At 45.5% G+C, this 18495-nt stretch carries 21 protein-coding genes; all 21 read right to left on the reverse strand.

The window, feature by feature from the left end; all coding sequences use genetic code 11:
• Positions 1-216: hypothetical protein (locus tag ACZOWY_RS05150; RefSeq protein WP_484393514.1), on the reverse strand; the 216-nt coding region annotated here is incomplete at its 3' end.
• A gap of 99 nt (positions 217-315) precedes the next feature.
• Positions 316-1311: a type I phosphomannose isomerase catalytic subunit gene (locus tag ACZOWY_RS05155; RefSeq protein ID WP_484393515.1), complete on the reverse strand. Its 996-nt coding sequence runs from the start codon at positions 1309-1311 to the stop codon at positions 316-318.
• Positions 1308-2699, reverse strand: coding sequence for a sugar phosphate nucleotidyltransferase (locus tag ACZOWY_RS05160; protein WP_484393516.1), 1392 nt, complete (start codon positions 2697-2699; stop codon positions 1308-1310). Before ACZOWY_RS05160 ends, ACZOWY_RS05155 begins: the two co-directional genes overlap by 4 nt.
• Positions 2700-2705: 6 nt before the next feature.
• A complete protein-coding gene (locus ACZOWY_RS05165; protein WP_484393517.1) occupies positions 2706-3650 on the reverse strand; it encodes a GDP-L-fucose synthase family protein in 945 nt (314 codons plus the stop codon).
• Positions 3651-3804: 154 nt separating this feature from the next.
• A complete protein-coding gene (locus tag ACZOWY_RS05170) occupies positions 3805-5529 on the reverse strand; it encodes an ATP-binding cassette domain-containing protein (RefSeq protein WP_484393519.1) in 1725 nt (574 codons plus the stop codon).
• Complete coding sequence (locus tag ACZOWY_RS05175; RefSeq protein ID WP_484393523.1) at positions 5526-6218, reverse strand: glycosyltransferase family A protein; 693 nt, start codon at positions 6216-6218, stop codon at positions 5526-5528. Before ACZOWY_RS05175 ends, ACZOWY_RS05170 begins: the two co-directional genes overlap by 4 nt.
• Positions 6218-7339, reverse strand: a complete 1122-nt coding sequence (locus ACZOWY_RS05180; RefSeq protein ID WP_484393524.1) for a nucleotidyltransferase family protein — start codon at positions 7337-7339, stop codon at positions 6218-6220. The genes ACZOWY_RS05175 and ACZOWY_RS05180 overlap by 1 nt, the downstream gene beginning before the upstream one ends.
• 32 nt (positions 7340-7371) lie before the next feature.
• Positions 7372-8070 carry a glycosyltransferase family 2 protein gene (locus ACZOWY_RS05185; RefSeq protein ID WP_484393527.1) on the reverse strand — a complete coding sequence of 233 codons (699 nt, stop codon included), beginning with the start codon at positions 8068-8070 and terminating at the stop codon, positions 7372-7374.
• A 42-nt stretch (positions 8071-8112) separates the two neighbouring features.
• Positions 8113-8802 (reverse strand): glycosyltransferase family 2 protein, encoded by a 690-nt coding sequence (locus ACZOWY_RS05190; RefSeq protein ID WP_484393528.1) that lies wholly within the window; start codon positions 8800-8802, stop codon positions 8113-8115.
• Positions 8803-8850: 48 nt separating this feature from the next.
• Positions 8851-9264: a PqqD family protein gene (locus tag ACZOWY_RS05195; protein ID WP_484393531.1), complete on the reverse strand. Its 414-nt coding sequence runs from the start codon at positions 9262-9264 to the stop codon at positions 8851-8853.
• Complete coding sequence (locus ACZOWY_RS05200; RefSeq protein WP_484393533.1) at positions 9252-10310, reverse strand: hypothetical protein; 1059 nt, start codon at positions 10308-10310, stop codon at positions 9252-9254. The genes ACZOWY_RS05195 and ACZOWY_RS05200 overlap by 13 nt, the downstream gene beginning before the upstream one ends.
• Before the next feature lie 71 nt (positions 10311-10381).
• Positions 10382-11572 (reverse strand): nucleotidyltransferase domain-containing protein, encoded by a 1191-nt coding sequence (locus ACZOWY_RS05205; protein ID WP_484393535.1) that lies wholly within the window; start codon positions 11570-11572, stop codon positions 10382-10384.
• A 62-nt stretch (positions 11573-11634) separates the two neighbouring features.
• Positions 11635-12567 carry a UDP-glucuronic acid decarboxylase family protein gene (locus ACZOWY_RS05210; protein ID WP_484393537.1) on the reverse strand — a complete coding sequence of 311 codons (933 nt, stop codon included), beginning with the start codon at positions 12565-12567 and terminating at the stop codon, positions 11635-11637.
• A gap of 41 nt (positions 12568-12608) precedes the next feature.
• Complete coding sequence (locus ACZOWY_RS05215; protein WP_484393540.1) at positions 12609-14303, reverse strand: phospho-sugar mutase; 1695 nt, start codon at positions 14301-14303, stop codon at positions 12609-12611.
• A 245-nt stretch (positions 14304-14548) separates the two neighbouring features.
• Complete coding sequence (locus ACZOWY_RS05220) at positions 14549-15784, reverse strand: NAD(P)-dependent malic enzyme (RefSeq protein WP_484393542.1); 1236 nt, start codon at positions 15782-15784, stop codon at positions 14549-14551.
• A 213-nt stretch (positions 15785-15997) separates the two neighbouring features.
• Positions 15998-16381 (reverse strand): GtrA family protein, encoded by a 384-nt coding sequence (locus ACZOWY_RS05225; protein WP_484393543.1) that lies wholly within the window; start codon positions 16379-16381, stop codon positions 15998-16000.
• A 318-nt stretch (positions 16382-16699) separates the two neighbouring features.
• Positions 16700-17059, reverse strand: a complete 360-nt coding sequence (locus ACZOWY_RS05230; protein WP_484393545.1) for a hypothetical protein — start codon at positions 17057-17059, stop codon at positions 16700-16702.
• Positions 17060-17125: 66 nt separating this feature from the next.
• Positions 17126-17332, reverse strand: coding sequence for a hypothetical protein (locus ACZOWY_RS05235; RefSeq protein WP_484393547.1), 207 nt, complete (start codon positions 17330-17332; stop codon positions 17126-17128).
• Between the two features lie 210 nt (positions 17333-17542).
• Positions 17543-17695, reverse strand: a complete 153-nt coding sequence (locus ACZOWY_RS05240) for a YvrJ family protein (RefSeq protein WP_484393549.1) — start codon at positions 17693-17695, stop codon at positions 17543-17545.
• Positions 17695-17913, reverse strand: coding sequence for a DUF2922 domain-containing protein (locus ACZOWY_RS05245; RefSeq protein ID WP_484393551.1), 219 nt, complete (start codon positions 17911-17913; stop codon positions 17695-17697). Before ACZOWY_RS05245 ends, ACZOWY_RS05240 begins: the two co-directional genes overlap by 1 nt.
• Positions 17914-18095: 182 nt before the next feature.
• Positions 18096-18320, reverse strand: a complete 225-nt coding sequence (locus ACZOWY_RS05250) for a DUF1659 domain-containing protein (RefSeq protein ID WP_484393555.1) — start codon at positions 18318-18320, stop codon at positions 18096-18098.
• Between the last annotated feature and the right edge of the window lie 175 nt (positions 18321-18495).

The raw sequence follows: 18495 nt of genomic DNA on the forward strand, positions 1-18495 counted from the left end.
ATTTGCCTTTAGCCAATGTCCCACATCCCTGTTTTCTTTTACGATTCTTCTGAAAAAGTTTATATATTTTAAAACAAATTTTGATCTGGAAACGATTAACTGGTCATCATATAAAAAAACAGAGTGACCTGAATCTTTAAAAATCCCATATAAATTTCTGGTATAGATGCCTATACCGGAAAACTTTATAGCCCGGTCATCTAATGCAACTCGCAATTTTATGCCCCCAGACTCATTACAAATTACGGATCATGGCAAGAATATTATCTCTGAATGACTGCATCATAAACAGTTTTTCAAACCTTTTAATCCTGATTAACAACTAACCTTCAACAACTGCGCCCTGCCATACAGCTTTAGCGGAATACTGCCGGCCGGGACAAACATGCAGTCGCCTTTTATAAATTCAAGGCCGAAACCTTCACCGGAAAGATATCCTTCCCCCTCTATACAAAGCAATACATGAAAACTGTTACTTCCGGTTTGATAGTCTACCGGTAACCGGTAAATAGCTGTATTCAGCAACAACCGTTCCACTTGGAAATATTTACAACGTGTCAGTAACTCGCCGGCGTAGCCCCTCCTGTAGCGTAACACCCTCATGGGCTGCCGGGGTATGGCAGAAGACTGCCTGTTCATCACCCGCAGCGCTTTTTCCACATGCAATTCCCGAAGGTTCCCATCTTTATCCGCACGCTCATAATCGTACAAGCGGTACGTCAGGTTGGAGTTTTCCTGAATCTCCGCCATAACGACGCCGGCTCCAATGGCATGAACCGTCCCTGCTTCCACAAAAAACACATCGTCCTTCCGGACCTGCACACGGTTCAGGTATTTGCCAACCGTACCGTCTGCCAGCGCCTTTCGGACCTGTTCTTCTTCCATGTCCTGATTAAAGCCAAATATCAGCGAAGCGCCTTCCTCAGCCTTCAGTACATACCACATCTCTGTCTTTCCCAAACTGTTTTCATGCTGTAACGCATAGGCATCGTCCGGGTGTACCTGTACAGATATATTTTGGGTAGCGTCAATCAGCTTGATCAGGACTGGCAGCTCCGGTTTGCCGTCCATGATTTGCAGAGGATGGCTGCCAACGTATTCCGGGTGCTCCTTCAATACCTCGGTTAACGGTTTCCCGGCATCCATGCCGGAGGCAACCGTGCTCGCCCCGTCCGGATGGGTGGAGCACTCCCAGGTCTCTGCTAAAGGGTATAAATCTATTTCCTTATTAAATTCGTCGTTTAACCTTCTTCCGCCCCAAAGATAATCTTTTGGATAAGGCTTCAGAAGAAAAGGAATAATACCGCTCATATTTCCAGCTCATATTTTTGTTTATCACTTACGCTTATATCCGTACCAAGTTGTACTTCTATCAGCTGCATTGCCGTATCCGCAATCACTGTGTGCCGGCACCCGGCCTGCATGGTAATTACATCTCCAACACGGACGGGCTGTTCCATCCCATCCACAATGGTCCGGCCTTGACCACTGATCACCGTCCAGACCTCGTCCCTTCTTTCGTGGCTGTGGTAATTCATCCGGTGCCCCGGATTCAGCGTAACCTTGATGGTCAGACTGTTCTCTTCCACATCCAAAATACGGAAGCTTCCCCAGGACTTCTCACCAAACATTACCCGTCCCTTTATGGCATCCACAAATGATTTAATATAACTGCTCTGCTCCTTGTCTGAAACAAGGATGCCTTCCGGCGATGCGGAAATCACCACATCCTTCAGACCCATGGCCAGCACCGGAATCCCCAGTTCATTGATGGCATGGACATTCCGGCAGGTCTCATTGAGACGCACATCGCCGATCACATTTTCTTCCATGGCTTCGGTGAGGGTGTTCCAGGTTCCCAGGTCTTTCCATTCCCCGTTAAAACGCATTACCGCAATGTCCGGTTCGTGTTCCACCACAGCATAGTCGAAAGATATTTTGGTCAGTGTATCATATTTACTGAACAAATCAGCATAATCCGTGAAATCAATCAGCTGATGTGCCCGTTCCAATACATAGGAAAGCTTATAAGCAAACACCCCACCGTTCCACAGACCGCCCTGCTCAATATATGCCTGCGCCGTCACCGCATCCGGTTTTTCCTTAAAGGCGGAAACTTTAGAAACGGGATCTGCAGTAACCGGGATAATGTATCCGTATTTTTCACTGGGGTATGTGGGTTGGATTCCCATCAGCACCAGGTTGGCCGTTCCCTTCTGCGCCAGTTCCCAAAACTGCTTCAGGGCAGCAAAGTAATCTTCATTAACATAAGGATCTACCGGACAGACAACAACAGCTTCGTCTTTGGGAATACCTTTCACATCGTGCAGATACGCTGTTGCCAGCGCAATCGCCGGAAACGTATCCCGCCTGCAGGGTTCCACACAAATACCTGCCTCTTCGCCGATTTGATTACGGATGGAAGAAACCTGTGATTTACTGGTAGCAACCGTTACCGATGCTTCCGGGTCTACTGTCCTGATCTGCCGGTAAACGCGCTGCAGCATGGATTCGTAGATTTCCCCTGCCTGACCGCCCGTATTCTTCCCCATAACATCTTTAGGTTTTTCTCCCTCTGGCCGGCATTTCTGCGTCGCTTCCGATTTTTTGAAAATTTTAATAAACTGCTTGGACCGTACCTCATTGGACAATGGCCAGAGGCGTTTGCCGGACCCGCCGGATAATAAAATAATATGCATCACATGTTACCTCTCTGCCCGCACCGGATTGTGCAGGAAATCTTCATACGCTAAACGTATCCCACCTTCCAGTTCTGTTTTATAAGTCCAGCCTAATTGTTTTGCCTTGCTTACATCCAGGAGTTTCCGGGGCGTACCGTTAGGTTTGGTAGTATCCCACTCAATTTTTCCCGTATAGCCAACCACCTTCGCCACCAGTTCCGCCAGTTCTTTAATCGAAAATTCTTTTCCGGTTCCGGCGTTCACCGCTCCATTACCACTGTAATGATTCATAAGCAACACACACAGGTTGGCCAAATCGTCCACATATAAAAACTCCCGTAAAGGAGAACCGTCGCCCCAGCATGTCACGCTGTCTTTACCTGCCAGCTTCGCTTCATGGAACCGGCGAATCAGGGCCGGCAGCACATGACTGTGTTCCGGATGGTAATTGTCATTGGGGCCGTATAAACCGGCAGGCATGACAGAAATATAATCCGTACCGTATTGATTGTTCAGATATTCACAATACTTTAAGCCACTGATCTTGGCCAGGGCATAGGCTTCATTCGTTGACTCCAGTGAAGAGGTCAACAGGGCATTTTCCGTTATGGGCTGGGGCGCCATGCGCGGATAGATACAGGAAGACCCTAAAAACTCCAGTTTTTTACAGCCGTTTTTCCAGGCAGCATGGATTACGTTCATTTCGATCATCATGTTCTCATACATGAAATCCGCTTTGGCGGTAACATTCCCCATGATGCCAGCCACCTTGGCAGCAGCCAGAAATACATATTCAGGCTTTTCTTCCGCAAAGAATTTTTCTACCTGATCCTGTCTCGTCAGGTCCAGTTCTTTGTGGGTCCGTGTAATAATATCAGTGTAACCCTGTCTTTTCAGTTCACGGACAATGGCGTTGCCCACCATTCCTTTATGGCCGGCCACATAAATTTTGGCATTTTTATCCATCATTTTATACTCAGCCTCCTTCAGTATGCGCTCCCGCCTTGCAAGTTCGCGGTCATGTTCCGCCATGATCCGTACCAGTTCTTCAAAACCCGTCTTTTGGGGATTCCAGTCAATCTTTCACAACAATTTATTCTTCAACAATTTCCACGTTTCCCCTTTACGTTTTTTCCACCAACTGCTTATCCTTCACGCAGTAAATCTTATCGCAATTACGCAATGTATTCACGTTATGAGAAATAATGATGATTGTTTTATCCTTATCCAATGCATAAATCGCTTTCATCAATTCCGATTCTGTATCTTTATCCAAGGCTGATGTTGCTTCATCAAATACAAGAAGTTGTGAATCATTGTAAAGAGCCCGTGCAATCCCAATCCGCTGCCGCTGCCCGCCTGACAGTTTAATGCCGCGTTCACCAATTTCGGTATCAAGTCCCTCTGGCAATCCTTTTACAAAATCCTCCAATTGAGCTAATCGAAGGGCTTCCCAAAGCTTACTTTCATCCCCGTTTTCATAGCTCAGCAACACATTGTGGCGAATCGTCCCATCCAGCAAAAAAATCAGTTGGGGAATATAACCAATATTCAGCATCCAGCCCTTCCGGTTCGAAGCTATATCCGTTCCGTCAGCTACTATTTTTCCCTGATAGGGTTTCAGATAACCTAACAGCAAATCCACCAACGTAGTTTTTCCGCCACCAGAAACACCGACAATACCAATCGTTTCTCCCTTATTCACTTTTAATGAAACATGCTGCAAAATATCTGTCTGCGTATGCGGATACCGGTAGCAGACATCCTGTAACTCAACAAAATGATGAAATTGCATTCTTTTAACATCAGCAAAACCCTGATCCACATTTTCTGCTTTTAAGTAGCGGATAAACTCTCCGGTAATCATATTAAACGAAGGCATATATAAACTAATTTGGTTCGCATTATGATTGATCCGGTTTACGGAAGGAATCATACGCCAGGCAGCCAGTGAGACTACGGACAGTTCAGCCATCAACCTTGTAGGATCCATATCCAACGAAACAGCTATGCCGATATAAAGGCACAGGGCTGCAAATACGCAAACCTCTGTCACATGGGCCGGCGCCACTGCATAATAGGCTTTCTCTTTTTCCAGCTTAACATTATACGCATGATTTTCCAGATATCGTTTATAAAAAACGGATTCCCGGTTCATCAGTTGGATTTCTTTAAAAGCCAGGATTGATTCCCGCACACGTTCCATAGCATAAAGATATACACGGTTGGATTCATTGCCTATTTGCTGCAACCTTTTATTACTGAACCCATGATAAAGAAACAACAGACCACTTAAGAAAAAGAATAAGATCAATGTAACGCGCCAGTTTATGAACAACAAAAACGCCAGCATAAAAATCACAATACACAGTTCCCCTAAAAGCTCCAGCAAGGCTTCCAGCAGAATATAGGAATGGTCGCTTACATACACTATATTCCGGATAATGTCATTAGAATTACGCATCAGCACATCTTCATAATCACAATGAAGATAGGTATTATACAATTTTGACGAACTTCGGTAATTGCTGGTAACAATAAAGGATCTGCGGTAAATCTTCGTAACAAAGACAAAAAGATTTTTTATTAATATAACCAGAAAAAAGGCCAGCAAAAAACCAATAATCAGCTCCTGCCGGTCCCATTGGTCCAGTATCTGTTCATAGTTCTTCAAAAACGGCAACTTTTGAAGAAAGGAAGCATCCAGCAAAGCCATGACCAGCGGAATCATCAATGACAGACTCAGCATTTCCATAGCTGCGGAAAGGATAATACAGACTAAAAACCCCAACACTTTTAATTTTTGATCTGCGCCCAGAAAATACCTGAACTTATTCAAAAAGCTCATTTTTTATTACTCATTCTCTTCGCCAGCAACTTTCTCCTGATTATCGTAGCATAATCCTGCATCTGCCCTTGCATTTGGACTCTGCCAGAATTGGTTAAATGAATCCGCCGTTTCACCGTAACTTTTTCCAGTTGCATAACATGCAACCCTGAATTACGCAACCTTGCCAGCCAGTCCACGGTTTCGCCGGCCTGATTCAGGCTGGTATCAAAAAAACCTACCTGCAGTAAATTTTCCTTTTTCCCAAAACAGCACCCGGAAAGAAATGCACCAAATGGAATTTCTTTTTTCGATAACCCGGCCGCAGTTTTAGCGTCAATCTCCTCCGAAATAAACTCCTCTGCCATGCCCAATGCAACGGCCGTGCCCTCATGTCGTAAAAGTGCCTGATACAAGGATTCTACCGCATCCGGAAGCAGTTTGTCGTCCGCATCTAAAAATAACAGATAGTCCCCGGTTGCTTTTTTCATACCATAATTACGGGCTGCTGAAGCCCCCTGATGGTCCTGATGCAAAATCGTAAGGTCGGATCCTTGCAACCGTTCTACACAACCATCCGAAGAACCGTCGTCAATTACAATAATTTCCAACGTTAAGGGAAAACCAGTCTGCTGTTCCCGTACGGAAGAAACCGCCTCTTCCAGATAGGAACCAGCGTTATAGCAGGGAATAATCACGGATAACTTCATTATTTATAACCTCCCAACCTGGATAATACACCTTGAATCCCCTTATGTCCGTTCCATTCAGAAATAAACCGGGGAAAATCGATAACATTAGAAACCGCTGAACTGCAATTACCGCAGTAACAATTCAGGTGCCACAAAGCAGCCGCACCACTGTAATAATAACCTAACCGGTTATGCCGATTCTTTGCATCTGCCATCTGCTTTCTTGCAATATTATAGGAAATCAGTCGCTGCACATTCACAACATCTTGATCAGTAAACAGAAATGCATTCAATAATTCTTCTGTAACCAACCCCGGATACAAATGATTTAAAATATCCAGCATCAAGCTTGCATGCAGCGTTATCCTGCTTCTCACGGCAAGTTCAACCAACAAATTCCAGTCCAAAGAAGAACGTTTCAAAAAGAACCGGATATCCAAAAAACGGGTTACAAACTGGTTTGCCAAACCGTCACAAATGCGTGAACAGGAATCTTCCAATGCCTGAACCAAAAGAATCAGCAGCATCATTTCGGCACAGGGTACTAACGTATCGTTTTTCCCCTGCCACTTAATGGGCAGGGAGTGCCTCCAAATATCTGCCATATCCCCTGTCAATGTAGTAGTGCGCAGATAGGCAGTGTACACTACAAGCCAGATATCATTTTTCTGATATGCACGGCGAAACAAGGAGGAATCCTTCAGCCGGAATCCCTGTTTTTCCAAAATGAGTTCAGTTTTCTTAACATCACCGGTGTGGACCAGAATTTCATTCGCGCTCTCATAACGTGTTTCCCCAGGCTCATAAAAAACTTTCATAGCGGTTCCGCCTAACAGCATTATCTCTACTCCGGCTTTGCTCAATGCATCTAAAACAGCAGGCAAAATACAGAGTCGTCTGCCATTAACCACCATAAATTTTTTCACGACACCCCTGACACGGGGGACCTGTTCTTCGGGTACACCTTTGTACTGTAATTGGCCCGATAGTTTACTTAACAACCATACACTCTGGTACTCTAACAATTCAATATCATATTTTGAAAAAAATGAAGTTAACGAATCCGGCGCTAAGTTCCCGGCAAAACATAAATTTAAAAGATCACCGGTAACCGTATAATCAATGCCTAAATTTGCCAATATAGTCGCCCGGAGCGTTTCATATACTTTTATCATTTATTCAGGTTATTTCTGGCCTTTCTAACTTTTCTATAGGCATCAACCGCCATCCGCTGCATATCTGAACTGCAAAATAATTTTTGACTGTTGGTAATGTTAGAATTATGAACACGGTGCAAATAAAGGGCTTCGTTTATACAGTGATCTCTGTTTACCTTATAAAATTTAAGCCGCAAATTCCAGTCTGTATCTTCACCGCAAACCAGGTTTTCATCAAATGCGCCAATCTCCTCAAACAGACTGGAATCTATCAGCGCGCTTGGCAAATACCAATTTATAATCGTTTGCAAATGAACCTTTTGCCGCTCGTTCAATTCATCTAAATCAATATCAGTAAAATTGCTAAACGCCGTATACACAATACGGCAATCCGGATGTGCCCTTACGTAATCCACCTGCTTCTGCAGTTTTTCCTCTTTCCACAAATCATCAGAATCAAGAGTCGCAATCCACTTTCCTTTAGCAGCTTTAAGGGCAGTGTTACGTGCTTTGGAAATACCCCCATGTTCCTGATATATATAACGGGTCCCCCGGTATTTCTCCACAATCTCTTTTGTGTTATCCGTTGAACCGTCATCCACAACAATCACTTCATAATCTTTAAACGTTTGTCTTTGTATACTGTCCAACGCATCTGTAAGAAAATGAGCACGGTTATACGTCACTACAATCACGGAGATCAACGGATCCATACTGTCCACCTTCTGAAAAATAACAGATTCCCAAATGTTCGTTTACTTTCTGAGCTTTCTTACTTTCCTGTACGCTTCAAGGGCCAAATCTCTGATATCTGTACTGTAGAGTTCTCTTCTCGCATTAGAGATATTAGAACTATGGACCCTTCGTAAATAAAGTACTTCATTTATGCAATGCCCCATGTTTATCTGGTAAAATTTCAGACGAAAATTCCATTCGGTATCATCGTTAGGTTCCCAGGTTTTATCAAACAGACCTACCTCAGCAAAAAGCCTGGCGTCTACCAATGCGCTAGGCAAGTACCAGTGTATGTCATCCGTTCGCAACAGTTCCTTCTGCCGTTCGTCTAGTTCCTCCTCCGGGATCTCGGTAAAATTGCTGAATTTCGAATACACAATCCGGCAACCAGGGTGGGCCTGCAAATAATCGACCTGTTTCTGCAGCTTATCCTCTTTCCACATGTCATCGGAATCCAGAAACGCAATCCACTTCCCACGGGCAGCTTTAACAGCTGCATTTCGGGCTGTAGCAATACCGCCGTGCGCCAGAGGAATATAACGGACATCTTTGTACTTTTCCAAAACTTCCTTTGTATTATCCGTAGAGCCGTCATCAACCACTATAATTTCATAATCTTTAAATGTTTGTCTTTTGATACTGTCTATTGCTTCCTCAATATATTCAGCACGATTGTAGGTAGCCATAATTACAGAAATTAAAGGATCCATATTCTAACTTCCTTCCCTGCACAGTAAGCAAAATATATGCCCTTGTTATCAGTCTTTCAGTTTAGGCCACCCGGACTGCATATCAACGTCATGTACCGGATCGGCCAGTAATAAATCCGACATTTCTGCAAACATGTCCAATTTTAACTCAAAACCGTCTTCCGCCACTTCTTTTGGCAGAGGTTCCGCACCACCGGGCGTTGTTGGCCCGCTAACAATAACCTCATTTTCCTGCAGTTCTTTCACAAAACCATGTACGCGTTCTTCCATATCTGGCGGGCACTGCGGTAACGCTTTTACTGCCGTTATTATTTCATCTATATTTTTTCCTGCAAGAATACGATCCAAAATAGCGGATCCCAGTAAGCCCATGCCATAATACATACCTGTCTGGTAATTAATTACCACAGCCTGTCCGTCTGCATAATCATAAAACATTTTTTCTTCATTTAATTTGAACATGGTAACTCCTCCTCAATCCATTTCTTTAAATATTGACAGTTTTTCTGCAAGTCTTCTGTTAAGCTGAACCTGTATACAGGCATTCCTATTAAACGCTGTGCCAGTTCTCGGACAAACTTCGTTTCCTGGAAACGTGAAAGTTGCTTTGTAGTTGAGTAAATAAGCTGTCCTAACGCTTTGCTGGACTGATCCCGTTCAATTCCAGGTTCCGGCAACGCTGTTATTTGAGGTAAAACAATTGCATGAACAGGCAAAGATGCTTTAATATTAATTTCACTGACTTCAAAAGCACCTTTTTCACCCTGCATTGGCAGTATTTCAAAAGGTTTAAACATAGGCAACAAACTTAGTGAATCCGGATTTAAGGAAACGTTAGTATAAATGGGATAAACTGTGCGCGTACCCGATGCACTTAATAAACAATAATCATCCGAAATAAACTCAAATCCATTTGCCAAACAGGAACAAGCCAAGGTGCTTTTCCCTGTGCCTCCATGACCTACAATCAGTACTCCATGCCCTTTTACACCAACAGCAGCCGAATGCAACATTATCAGGTTATGTTTTTGTGCCCACAAAAAAACGGCTTTAGCAAATGGATGATTGGCAATGGACCATTTGGGATATTCAGAGGGATGCGATAACAAAAAATACTTATTCTTTTGGTAATCTTCCGCCCTAAGAACACTACCTAATATTTCAATGTAGCCACGGGCATCACCAGCTTTAAAAATATCATATCCCGGGTACTCAGTATTAATGATATGTTTAAAACCTTTTAAATGTGAAAACTTATGCAACTGATACGGAAAAATCCTGTCTTCCCACCAGATAAATGTTGCATCAACCGCGTCCGTTCCATTATCGGGACTTACAAACATATCCGGTACGGCATAACGGGCGTACTCCATATTGGGAAAAACCAAACGCACCGTATAACCGGCAATATGAGCAAGCAGGCTAACTCTTGCAGGCAATATTGCCTCTAATCTTTCATCTAACGCCGCAAAATAGTCTGACAGGGTTTCTGCATTGGAAAAGTTCAAGACCATTCCCTCCAATATACCTGAACATTTATTTTTTATAAAAAAGAACTTGTCTTAAAAAAACAGCTTTTCTACAGCCCCCACCGGGAAAGCATGTCTTCTTTCTTTTTTATTGTTTCACTGTTGTAAGCGCCCTTTAAATATGAGACAATGTTTTTTCTGCTATAAAGTAAATATATACATCTCCAACACCACGCAACTGGTAATAAATAAGGTCTTCCAATCAAAAATTTACAATAGAATTTGCCTTTCATTTCGTTATATGGCAAAAAGACAAGTTTAAAAATACTGTATGTGCCGGATGATTTGGTAAAACGGGCTTCATTAAAAATAATGTTTTCGTTATACTCTTTGTCAATTGAGCCAAATACACCATTATTAAATATTTTTTCTGTAGCATCATTGTAAAAATTTTCCTGAAGTTCCGACCCTGCATTCGGTATCTTAACGCAAAACCAGCGCTTGCAAAGCTCAAAACAGACCTGCGAAAACTTTTCTAACCCCAATTCCTTTAACCACAATTTCGCCTGTTCCCAATTTATCTCAGGCCGCGAGCCTAATACAGCTACATCCATAAACTGACGAAAACCAACGCCCGCTTCCAAAAAATGCCTTCGCAGATGCAGTAAAACATATATCAAATGGTATGTAAGATCAAGTTCACACTGTACTTTATTCCTTTTTTCTATCACATGTTGCCAAACTGTATCTCCCCAGGCCTGAAAGGATTCTAACTCTACACTTTTATAGTAATTGTAAATCAATCTGTGGTGGAGTTCAATTTGCATATCATTTTTAGACCCCTTCCATTCAACCGGTTCGCTGGTATCCATCTCAAACCCTATCCTTCGCAGCACATGACAAGATTTTTGTTTATCTTCTTCACGTACTAAAAAATCAAGATCACTCATAGTCCTTTGCGCAGGTACAGGATAAAATTTTGCCACTTCAGTACCTTTAAAAATTAAATATTTAATGTTTTCTTTCTGGAACTCCTTATCAAACTGACTCAGCAAAGCCATCCGTTTCGAATACAAAAAAGAGTTGTACACATACCCGAGTCTCCACTTCGTTTTCGCTTCCTCCGGCAAATCTGACCGGATGATGCTGTTTTTGCACTGGTGATAGATAATACCGCTCAACTGTTGGTTCTGCCCCATTATTTCCAGTTCCTGCCAGTTTAAGTCTTCCGGTACCACTGTTTTTCTTTTATTCAAATGATCTGCCAAAATCTGTAAGAAAAACTCTTTTTCCTTTTGCATCAGCAAATACCTGTTATTTCAAATCAGCCCAATAAACTAAAATCGTTGATTCAAGCCCTGTTTTACTTCTGAAGCATTTTAAAATACGCAATCGTTTTTTCCAGACCCTGCTCTAAAGAAACCTTCGGTTCCCAATCCAATACTTTCTTCGCCAGGGAAATATCCGGCCTGCGCCGCACGGGATCATCATAAGGAAGGTCATGGTATTCCAAAGTTGAAGCGGAACCGGTAAGACCGATTATCTTTTCTGCCAGTTCTTTTACTGTCATTTCTACAGGATTCCCCAGGTTCACCGGCCCGATAAAATTATGTTTATTATTCATCATACGGACAAGGGCTTCTGTCATATCATCCACGTAACAGAAGCAACGGGTCTGACTGCCATCTCCATAGATTGTAATCTTGTCGCCCCGCAAGGCCTGAAGGATAAAATTGGAAACCACACGTCCGTCATCCGGTTCCATCCCCGGGCCATAGGTGTTAAAAATACGGATAACACGAATCTGAGTCCCGTATTGCCGGGCATAGTCAAAAAACAGCGTTTCGGCAATCCGTTTTCCCTCATCATAACAGGAACGAATACCGATAGGATTTACGTTTCCTTTATAATCCTCTGTCTGCGGATGCACTAACGGATCCCCATAAATCTCGCTGGTACTTGCCTGCAAAACGGTTGCTTTATACTTTTTCGCCAGTTCCAATACGTTCAGCGCACCGAGAAAACAGGTTTTAGCCGTTTGGACCGGCTCCTCCTGATAATGGACAGGACTGGCCGGACAAGCCAGATTATAAATCTGCTCGACCGGTAGATCCACTGGTTCAATAATATCCTGCTGTATGAGATGGAAGTTGGAATTTTTTATCAAATCCGCAATATTCTTCCTGTATCCGGTAGAAAAATTATCCAGACACCAGACCTCATTTCCCTCCTGCAACAGTCTTTTACTGAGAGCGGAACCAAGAAACCCGGCTCCGCCTGTAACCAATATTCTCATTATCCTTCTTCAACTCCCTGCATGCCTGACAACAGGCGATATCAGTTAATCCTCTTCTTCAGATCCGACACGATCTTCTGCTCAATGACTTCTGCCGCCGCTTTATCCGCCGCACTTACGGTAATATATGTCTTCAGCTTCGGTTCGGTACCGGACGGACGCACCACTACGGAACCGTGGCCTTCCAATAAGAACTTCAGCACGTTTTCTTTCGGCAGCCCGTCGATACCGGTGTTGTAGTCCAGCAACGTTTCCACTTTACGTCCGCCGAATTCGGTAATGCCTGCGGTCTGGAAGTCTTTCATGATCTCCTGCATCTTCGCAAAGCCCGCCGCGCCCTCAAACTGATAGGAGTACAGGGTATTCAGGCAGTAACCGTGGCGTTTGTACAGCTCGTCCAGCTTATCCAGCAGGCTGATACCCCGCGTCTTGTAGTAACAGAACATTTCGCAGATCAGGAAGGCGGCGTCCACCGCGTCCTTGTCCCGCACATAGGAACCACTCAGGTACCCGTAGCTCTCTTCAAAACCGAAAATATAGGAATCGGCTTTCCCCTGCTTCTCCAGCAACCCGATCTGCTCGCCGATATATTTGAAACCGGTGAGCACGTTTACCGTACGCACCCCGTAATGGGCAGCAATCTGTTCCACCATGTCCGTGGTCACAATGGTCTTGATCACCACCGGGTCCTGGGGCATAGTCCCGTTTTCGGTGCGGCGGGCGCAGACATAATCCGTCAGCAGCATGCCTGTCTGGTTGCCAGTGAGCAGCTGGTAGTTTCCTTTTTTATCTTTCACCGCGATGCCTACCCGGTCACTGTCAGGGTCCGTAGCCAGCAGCAGATCCGCATTATATTTCGCCGCATACTCCATGCCTAATGCCATAGCTTCATGGATTTCCGGGTTGGGATAGGGACAGGTAGGGAAGTTTCCGTCAGGCTGTTCCTGTTCCTTTACCACCGTAATATTAGTGTAGCCTGTTTCCTTTAAGGTACGCAGCACAGGTTTAAGCCCCGCTCCGTTCAGAGGGGAGTACACGATGGCTACGTCTTTATTGATTTCCGCATCGCCCACCACAGACTGCTTCTTCACTTCTTCCACAAACGCGGTATACACTTCGTCCGGGATCCAGGCAATGCTGCCGGCTTTCAGGCCCTCGTCAAAAGCAATCCGTTTGCTGTCCGCGAACAGGTCCAGCTTCTCAATCTCACCCAGCACTTCATTGGCTGCCGCTGTGGTCATCTGGCAGCCGTCGGCCCCGTACACTTTATATCCGTTATACTTGGAAGGGTTGTGGGAAGCGGTCACCATGATGCCCGCCGCGCATTTCAGATAGCGTGTGGCATAGGAAACACAGGGCACCGGCATCAGTTGGGGGAAGATGTAGGCTTTAATCCCGTTAGCAGCGAACACCTCCGCGGCAATCTTAGCAAACACATCGCTCTTGATGCGTGAATCATAACTTATGGCAATGCGCCGTTCTTCTGGAGGAAAGTGGTTGATTACATAATTACTTAAGCCCTGGGACGCCCGGGCCACAATATATACATTCATCCGGTTGGTCCCGGCGCCAATGACGCCCCGCAGGCCCGCCGTGCCAAACTCCAGATCCTTGTAAAACGCGTCTTCGATTTTGGCCTTGTCACCGGCCATGGCCTCCAGTTCCGGTTTCAGATCCGAATCCGCCACCGCCTTTTCCAGCCAGATTTCATATTTTTCCAGTAATGCCTTGTCCATGTCGCACCTCTTTGTTTTTTATTATGCTGCAAATTACCTGTAAACGATAATACTTAAAATTTCTATGTATAAATTATAGCAAATTCTCGTACTAAAAGGAAGAATAATCCGTATTATCCACAAATCCAATATATGATTCTGCAAAAAACTAACCCGTCAGGCAAATGCCTGACGGGCTGTACTACTTTACTCGTATTTTGTTAATTGATTGCTGCTTTTCAGTATACTTTTACATATACGTTACCTTAATACCCTGCCAACAGTTCTTCCGTATGCTTGCGAACGTCTTCCGGATCCATGATCTTCCGTGCTACACCAGTCTCAATAGCCGCTTTGGCAACCGCTGCAGCAACAGCCGGTGCAACCCGTTTGTCAAAGGCATCGGCCACTACGTAATCTTCACGCAGGTCTTTGTCTTCGATCAGGTTGGCGATGGCATACGCCGCCGCAATCTTCATCTGCTCGTTGATTTCTTTTGCACGGACATCAATAGCGCCGCGGAACACACCCGGGAATACGTTTACATTGTTAACCTGGTTAGGAGCATCGCTGCGGCCGGTGCCGGCAACCCGCGCGCCTGCTGCCTTGGCAAAATCATACATAGCTTCCGGAACCGGATTGGCCAGTGCGAATACGATGGAATCCGGTGCCATGGATTTAATGATTTCTTCCGTAAATACGCCGGGTGAAGAAGCACCGATCAGCACATCAGCGCCTACCGCTACATCTTTCAGTTTTCCGCTGATCTTATTTTTATTGGTTGTCCTGGCCAGCATCTCCTGGATACGGTCCAGCGGTTTACCCCAGTTGCAGCCTTCGTACAGGGTATCGTTACGGCCTGCCATGATGAGGTTCTCAGCGCCCATTTCCGCCAGCAGTCGGCCGATAGCAGTGCCTGCGGCGCCGCAGCCGTTCATGATGATCTTAGCAGTCTTCAGGTCTTTCTTAACGAAACGCAGGGCACCCAGTACCGCGCTGACAGCCGCAATAGCCGTGCCATGCTGGTCGTCGTGGAATACGGGGATATCCATGATTTCTTTCAGTTTATCTTCGATGTCGTAGCATTTCGGGGAAGAAATATCTTCCAGGTTGATAGCCGCAAAGGAAGTTTCCAATGCTTTTACGATTGCTACAAATTTATCGGGATCTTTTTCGTTGATGCAGACCGGGATTGCGTCCACACCGCCGAAACGTTTGAACAAGACAGCCTTACCTTCCATTACCGGCATGGCAGCGGCAGCGCCGATGTCGCCCAGACCCAGCACGCGGGTGCCGTCGGTGCAGATGCCGGCCATGTTACCGCGGCAGGTGTACTCAAAAGCCATATCCGGCTGTTTTTTAATCTCTTTGCAGGGCTCCGCCACGCCGGGGGTATAGGCAACCGCCAGGTCGTGCCGGTCATTCAGAGGCGCTTTGCAGCGGATCTCCATCTTGCCGTGATTCTCCAGATGCATTTTTAAGGACTCTTGCTGTAAATCCATGTACCATCCCTCCTAAATTAAATTATAACCTTTTGCACGTTCATATACTTTATAATACAGAACAGTATACACTAATTTCTATATTATGCTATATTACTATCATACTATATTTAAGCGGAATAAGCAATATTCAGACAGAAAATAATCACATCTACAGAAATAGTCAGTTTTGTATTAACTATTGAGTTCTGATCTGCAGATTCAGATTATGCCCTATCCCCGCACCGCCTTGCGTTTCATCACGTAATTCCAAAACATCACTATGAACGTGGCACCAATCTTCGCCATCATGTAATGAAGCCCAAACTTTTCCACGAACAGCCACATGCAGACCTGGTTGATCCCCAACCCCACAATGCTGGAACCGATAAACAGCGCCGCCTGCCGGCCGGTCTGTTTTCCCGCACCGGTAAACACGAATATCACGCAAAGCCAATAATTTACGATTACGGAAACCGTAAAAGAAATCGCCGCAGAATACAGGTAATGGATCCCCAGCCACTCGGTACAAATATAAAGCAGCGCATAATCCACGAGGAAGGACGCTCCCCCCACGATGGCAAAGCGCACTATTTCCAAAAGCTGATCCCGTTTCATGATTGTTGTTATTTTACTTCCTCCATCAAGCTTTTCAGGCCATGCAGTGTCTCTAAATACCTCCGGTCCATATTGTATTTACCTGAAGCCAAATTCAGATTGTCTGCATTGTTAGGCACATTTTTTATATCCATAATTGCTATAAGCAAATTATACGACAAATCATTAATTAATAGCTTGCAATCTATTATACCGCATCCGGAGTAAAAAATGAAGAAAACACTGCTCCGCGTATCCGCCGCGAACAACAATCGCAGCGGAATTGCAGAACAGTGTTTCTGTAAAACAATCACCCCAAATTACTGTTTATAAAACTATTTACGCAATAATATCCTGCAGCTGGTACCACACCGCCTTGGCCCGGATGATATTCCCTCCCGGATAAATCCCGGAACCGGTCGCGCTGTCCGGCAGGAACCACAGATCCCAGCGCATCTCCGGATCGCCGGAACAGGGGCCGTACCCGTCGGCAATGGCAGCTTCCGCATGGGTCATCACGGTCTCGTCCATAATGGGCAGTTCCAGATGCCTGCACAACAGCGCCGTAATTTTAGACAGGCATTCGATCTGAGGGCCAGTGGGTTCTTCCGGCCCGTAATCCACTTCGGCGGAAAGCAGGGGACGCGGTCGTTTCGACCCGGCGGTCACGCCGAGCAGTTCCTCTTCTACGGCTCCCACAGGCACCGTTACGGAAGCCCGGTATCCGCAGTCCAGCGCGATGCCTATGCTGCGGCTGTTTCGCCGCTAGGTATGGGCCTTTGCATCCGTCAGACTACGGCAGGTCCGGTACACCGTTCCGTCCTTATCAATGTTCAGGTGGTAATCATCATAGGCCTGACCGTAATGGCCGGCCGTCCAGTGCAGGTAAATATGGTCAATCTCATGGCAGGCAGCTTTGGCCATGGAGATGATTTCAGATTCATCAATGGTTCGCGGATTTATAAAAAGCACTCTGGTTTTCCTCCTTTGTTTCAAAGCGTATCCGGTAAAAAGGTTTATTCATTTACGCATTGTGTCGTGCAACAGTCAGGAAACGCGTCCCGCTGTATATGTAAAAAGCGCCCTTGCGACCCCCTGCGCATACCCCAGATATTAGTGTACGCAACAGGAATCGCAGGGCGCTTAAGGAAACTGCGTTATGGCAGTTCCTGTTCCGCAGGCTTACGCCCGCATGGCGGCTATACTGCAGTTCAGTTCGCCGATGACCTTTGTCAGGCTGTCCAGCTTGCTTTCCATGCGCACCAGCAAGTACCAGCTTAAAATCACCGGAAAACCGAAGTCTCTGATATAGTCAAACAACTGCGGTAATTCCATCAGTCGATCACGTCCAGGGTGGTGGTGCGCACGCGGCCTTCTACCGCTTCCACCAGGTCGCCGCCGTTGGAAGTAAATACGTTTGCTTCCACGATTGTATTCATGGCAGCTTCCACTTCCTCTTTGGTGAGACCGTCCTTAGGAGCCTTTACGGTAAGGGTACGGCTCTGGCCGGATGCGTTTTTGAACTTCAGTTCCAGTTCTTTTTCCGTGTTCATGTCCTTTCTCCTCCTTTTCCAAAATTATCTTCCATCCCTCTTACAGAGGGAGGCGGTTACAGACAGTCAGCCTTTCTTTGCGGCAGGCCTTGTATCCGGTTCCCGCCTTACATACAACCCTGTTTCCCACCGTTGTCCGGCAGGCTTGGCCCGGGCTTTTCACACAGCTCTGCTTCCCGCCGTTATTCAGCGACCAGCTCGGCTTTTTCAGACAGGGTGATGCCTGTCATGTCTTTGGCAAACAGACCGCCCAGCGCCTGACCGGCTGCCGCGATCTTCGCAGGTTCGGCATCCGGTTTCACGTTGTTGAAAGCATAGGCTTTCGTTACGGCCTTGCCGTTGGCGTCCACACCTTCATCCACCAGGATGCTCATGGAGCGCTTGGTAACGTTAACAGATACTGCCATCGTATTCACCTCCTTCGCGGCTGATTTTTCAACAGCTGTTTTGCGCCGCTCACCATAGTAATCCGACAAAAACGCAAAAAGCGGAACCGGATTTATGAAAAAAATTCCTGCTTGACAACTGACTTCTGAAAGTCCATAATAAACTTCGCGCCCTTATGGGACGCCGAAACCACAA

The sequence above is a fragment of the Succiniclasticum sp. genome, from assembly GCF_056977735.1.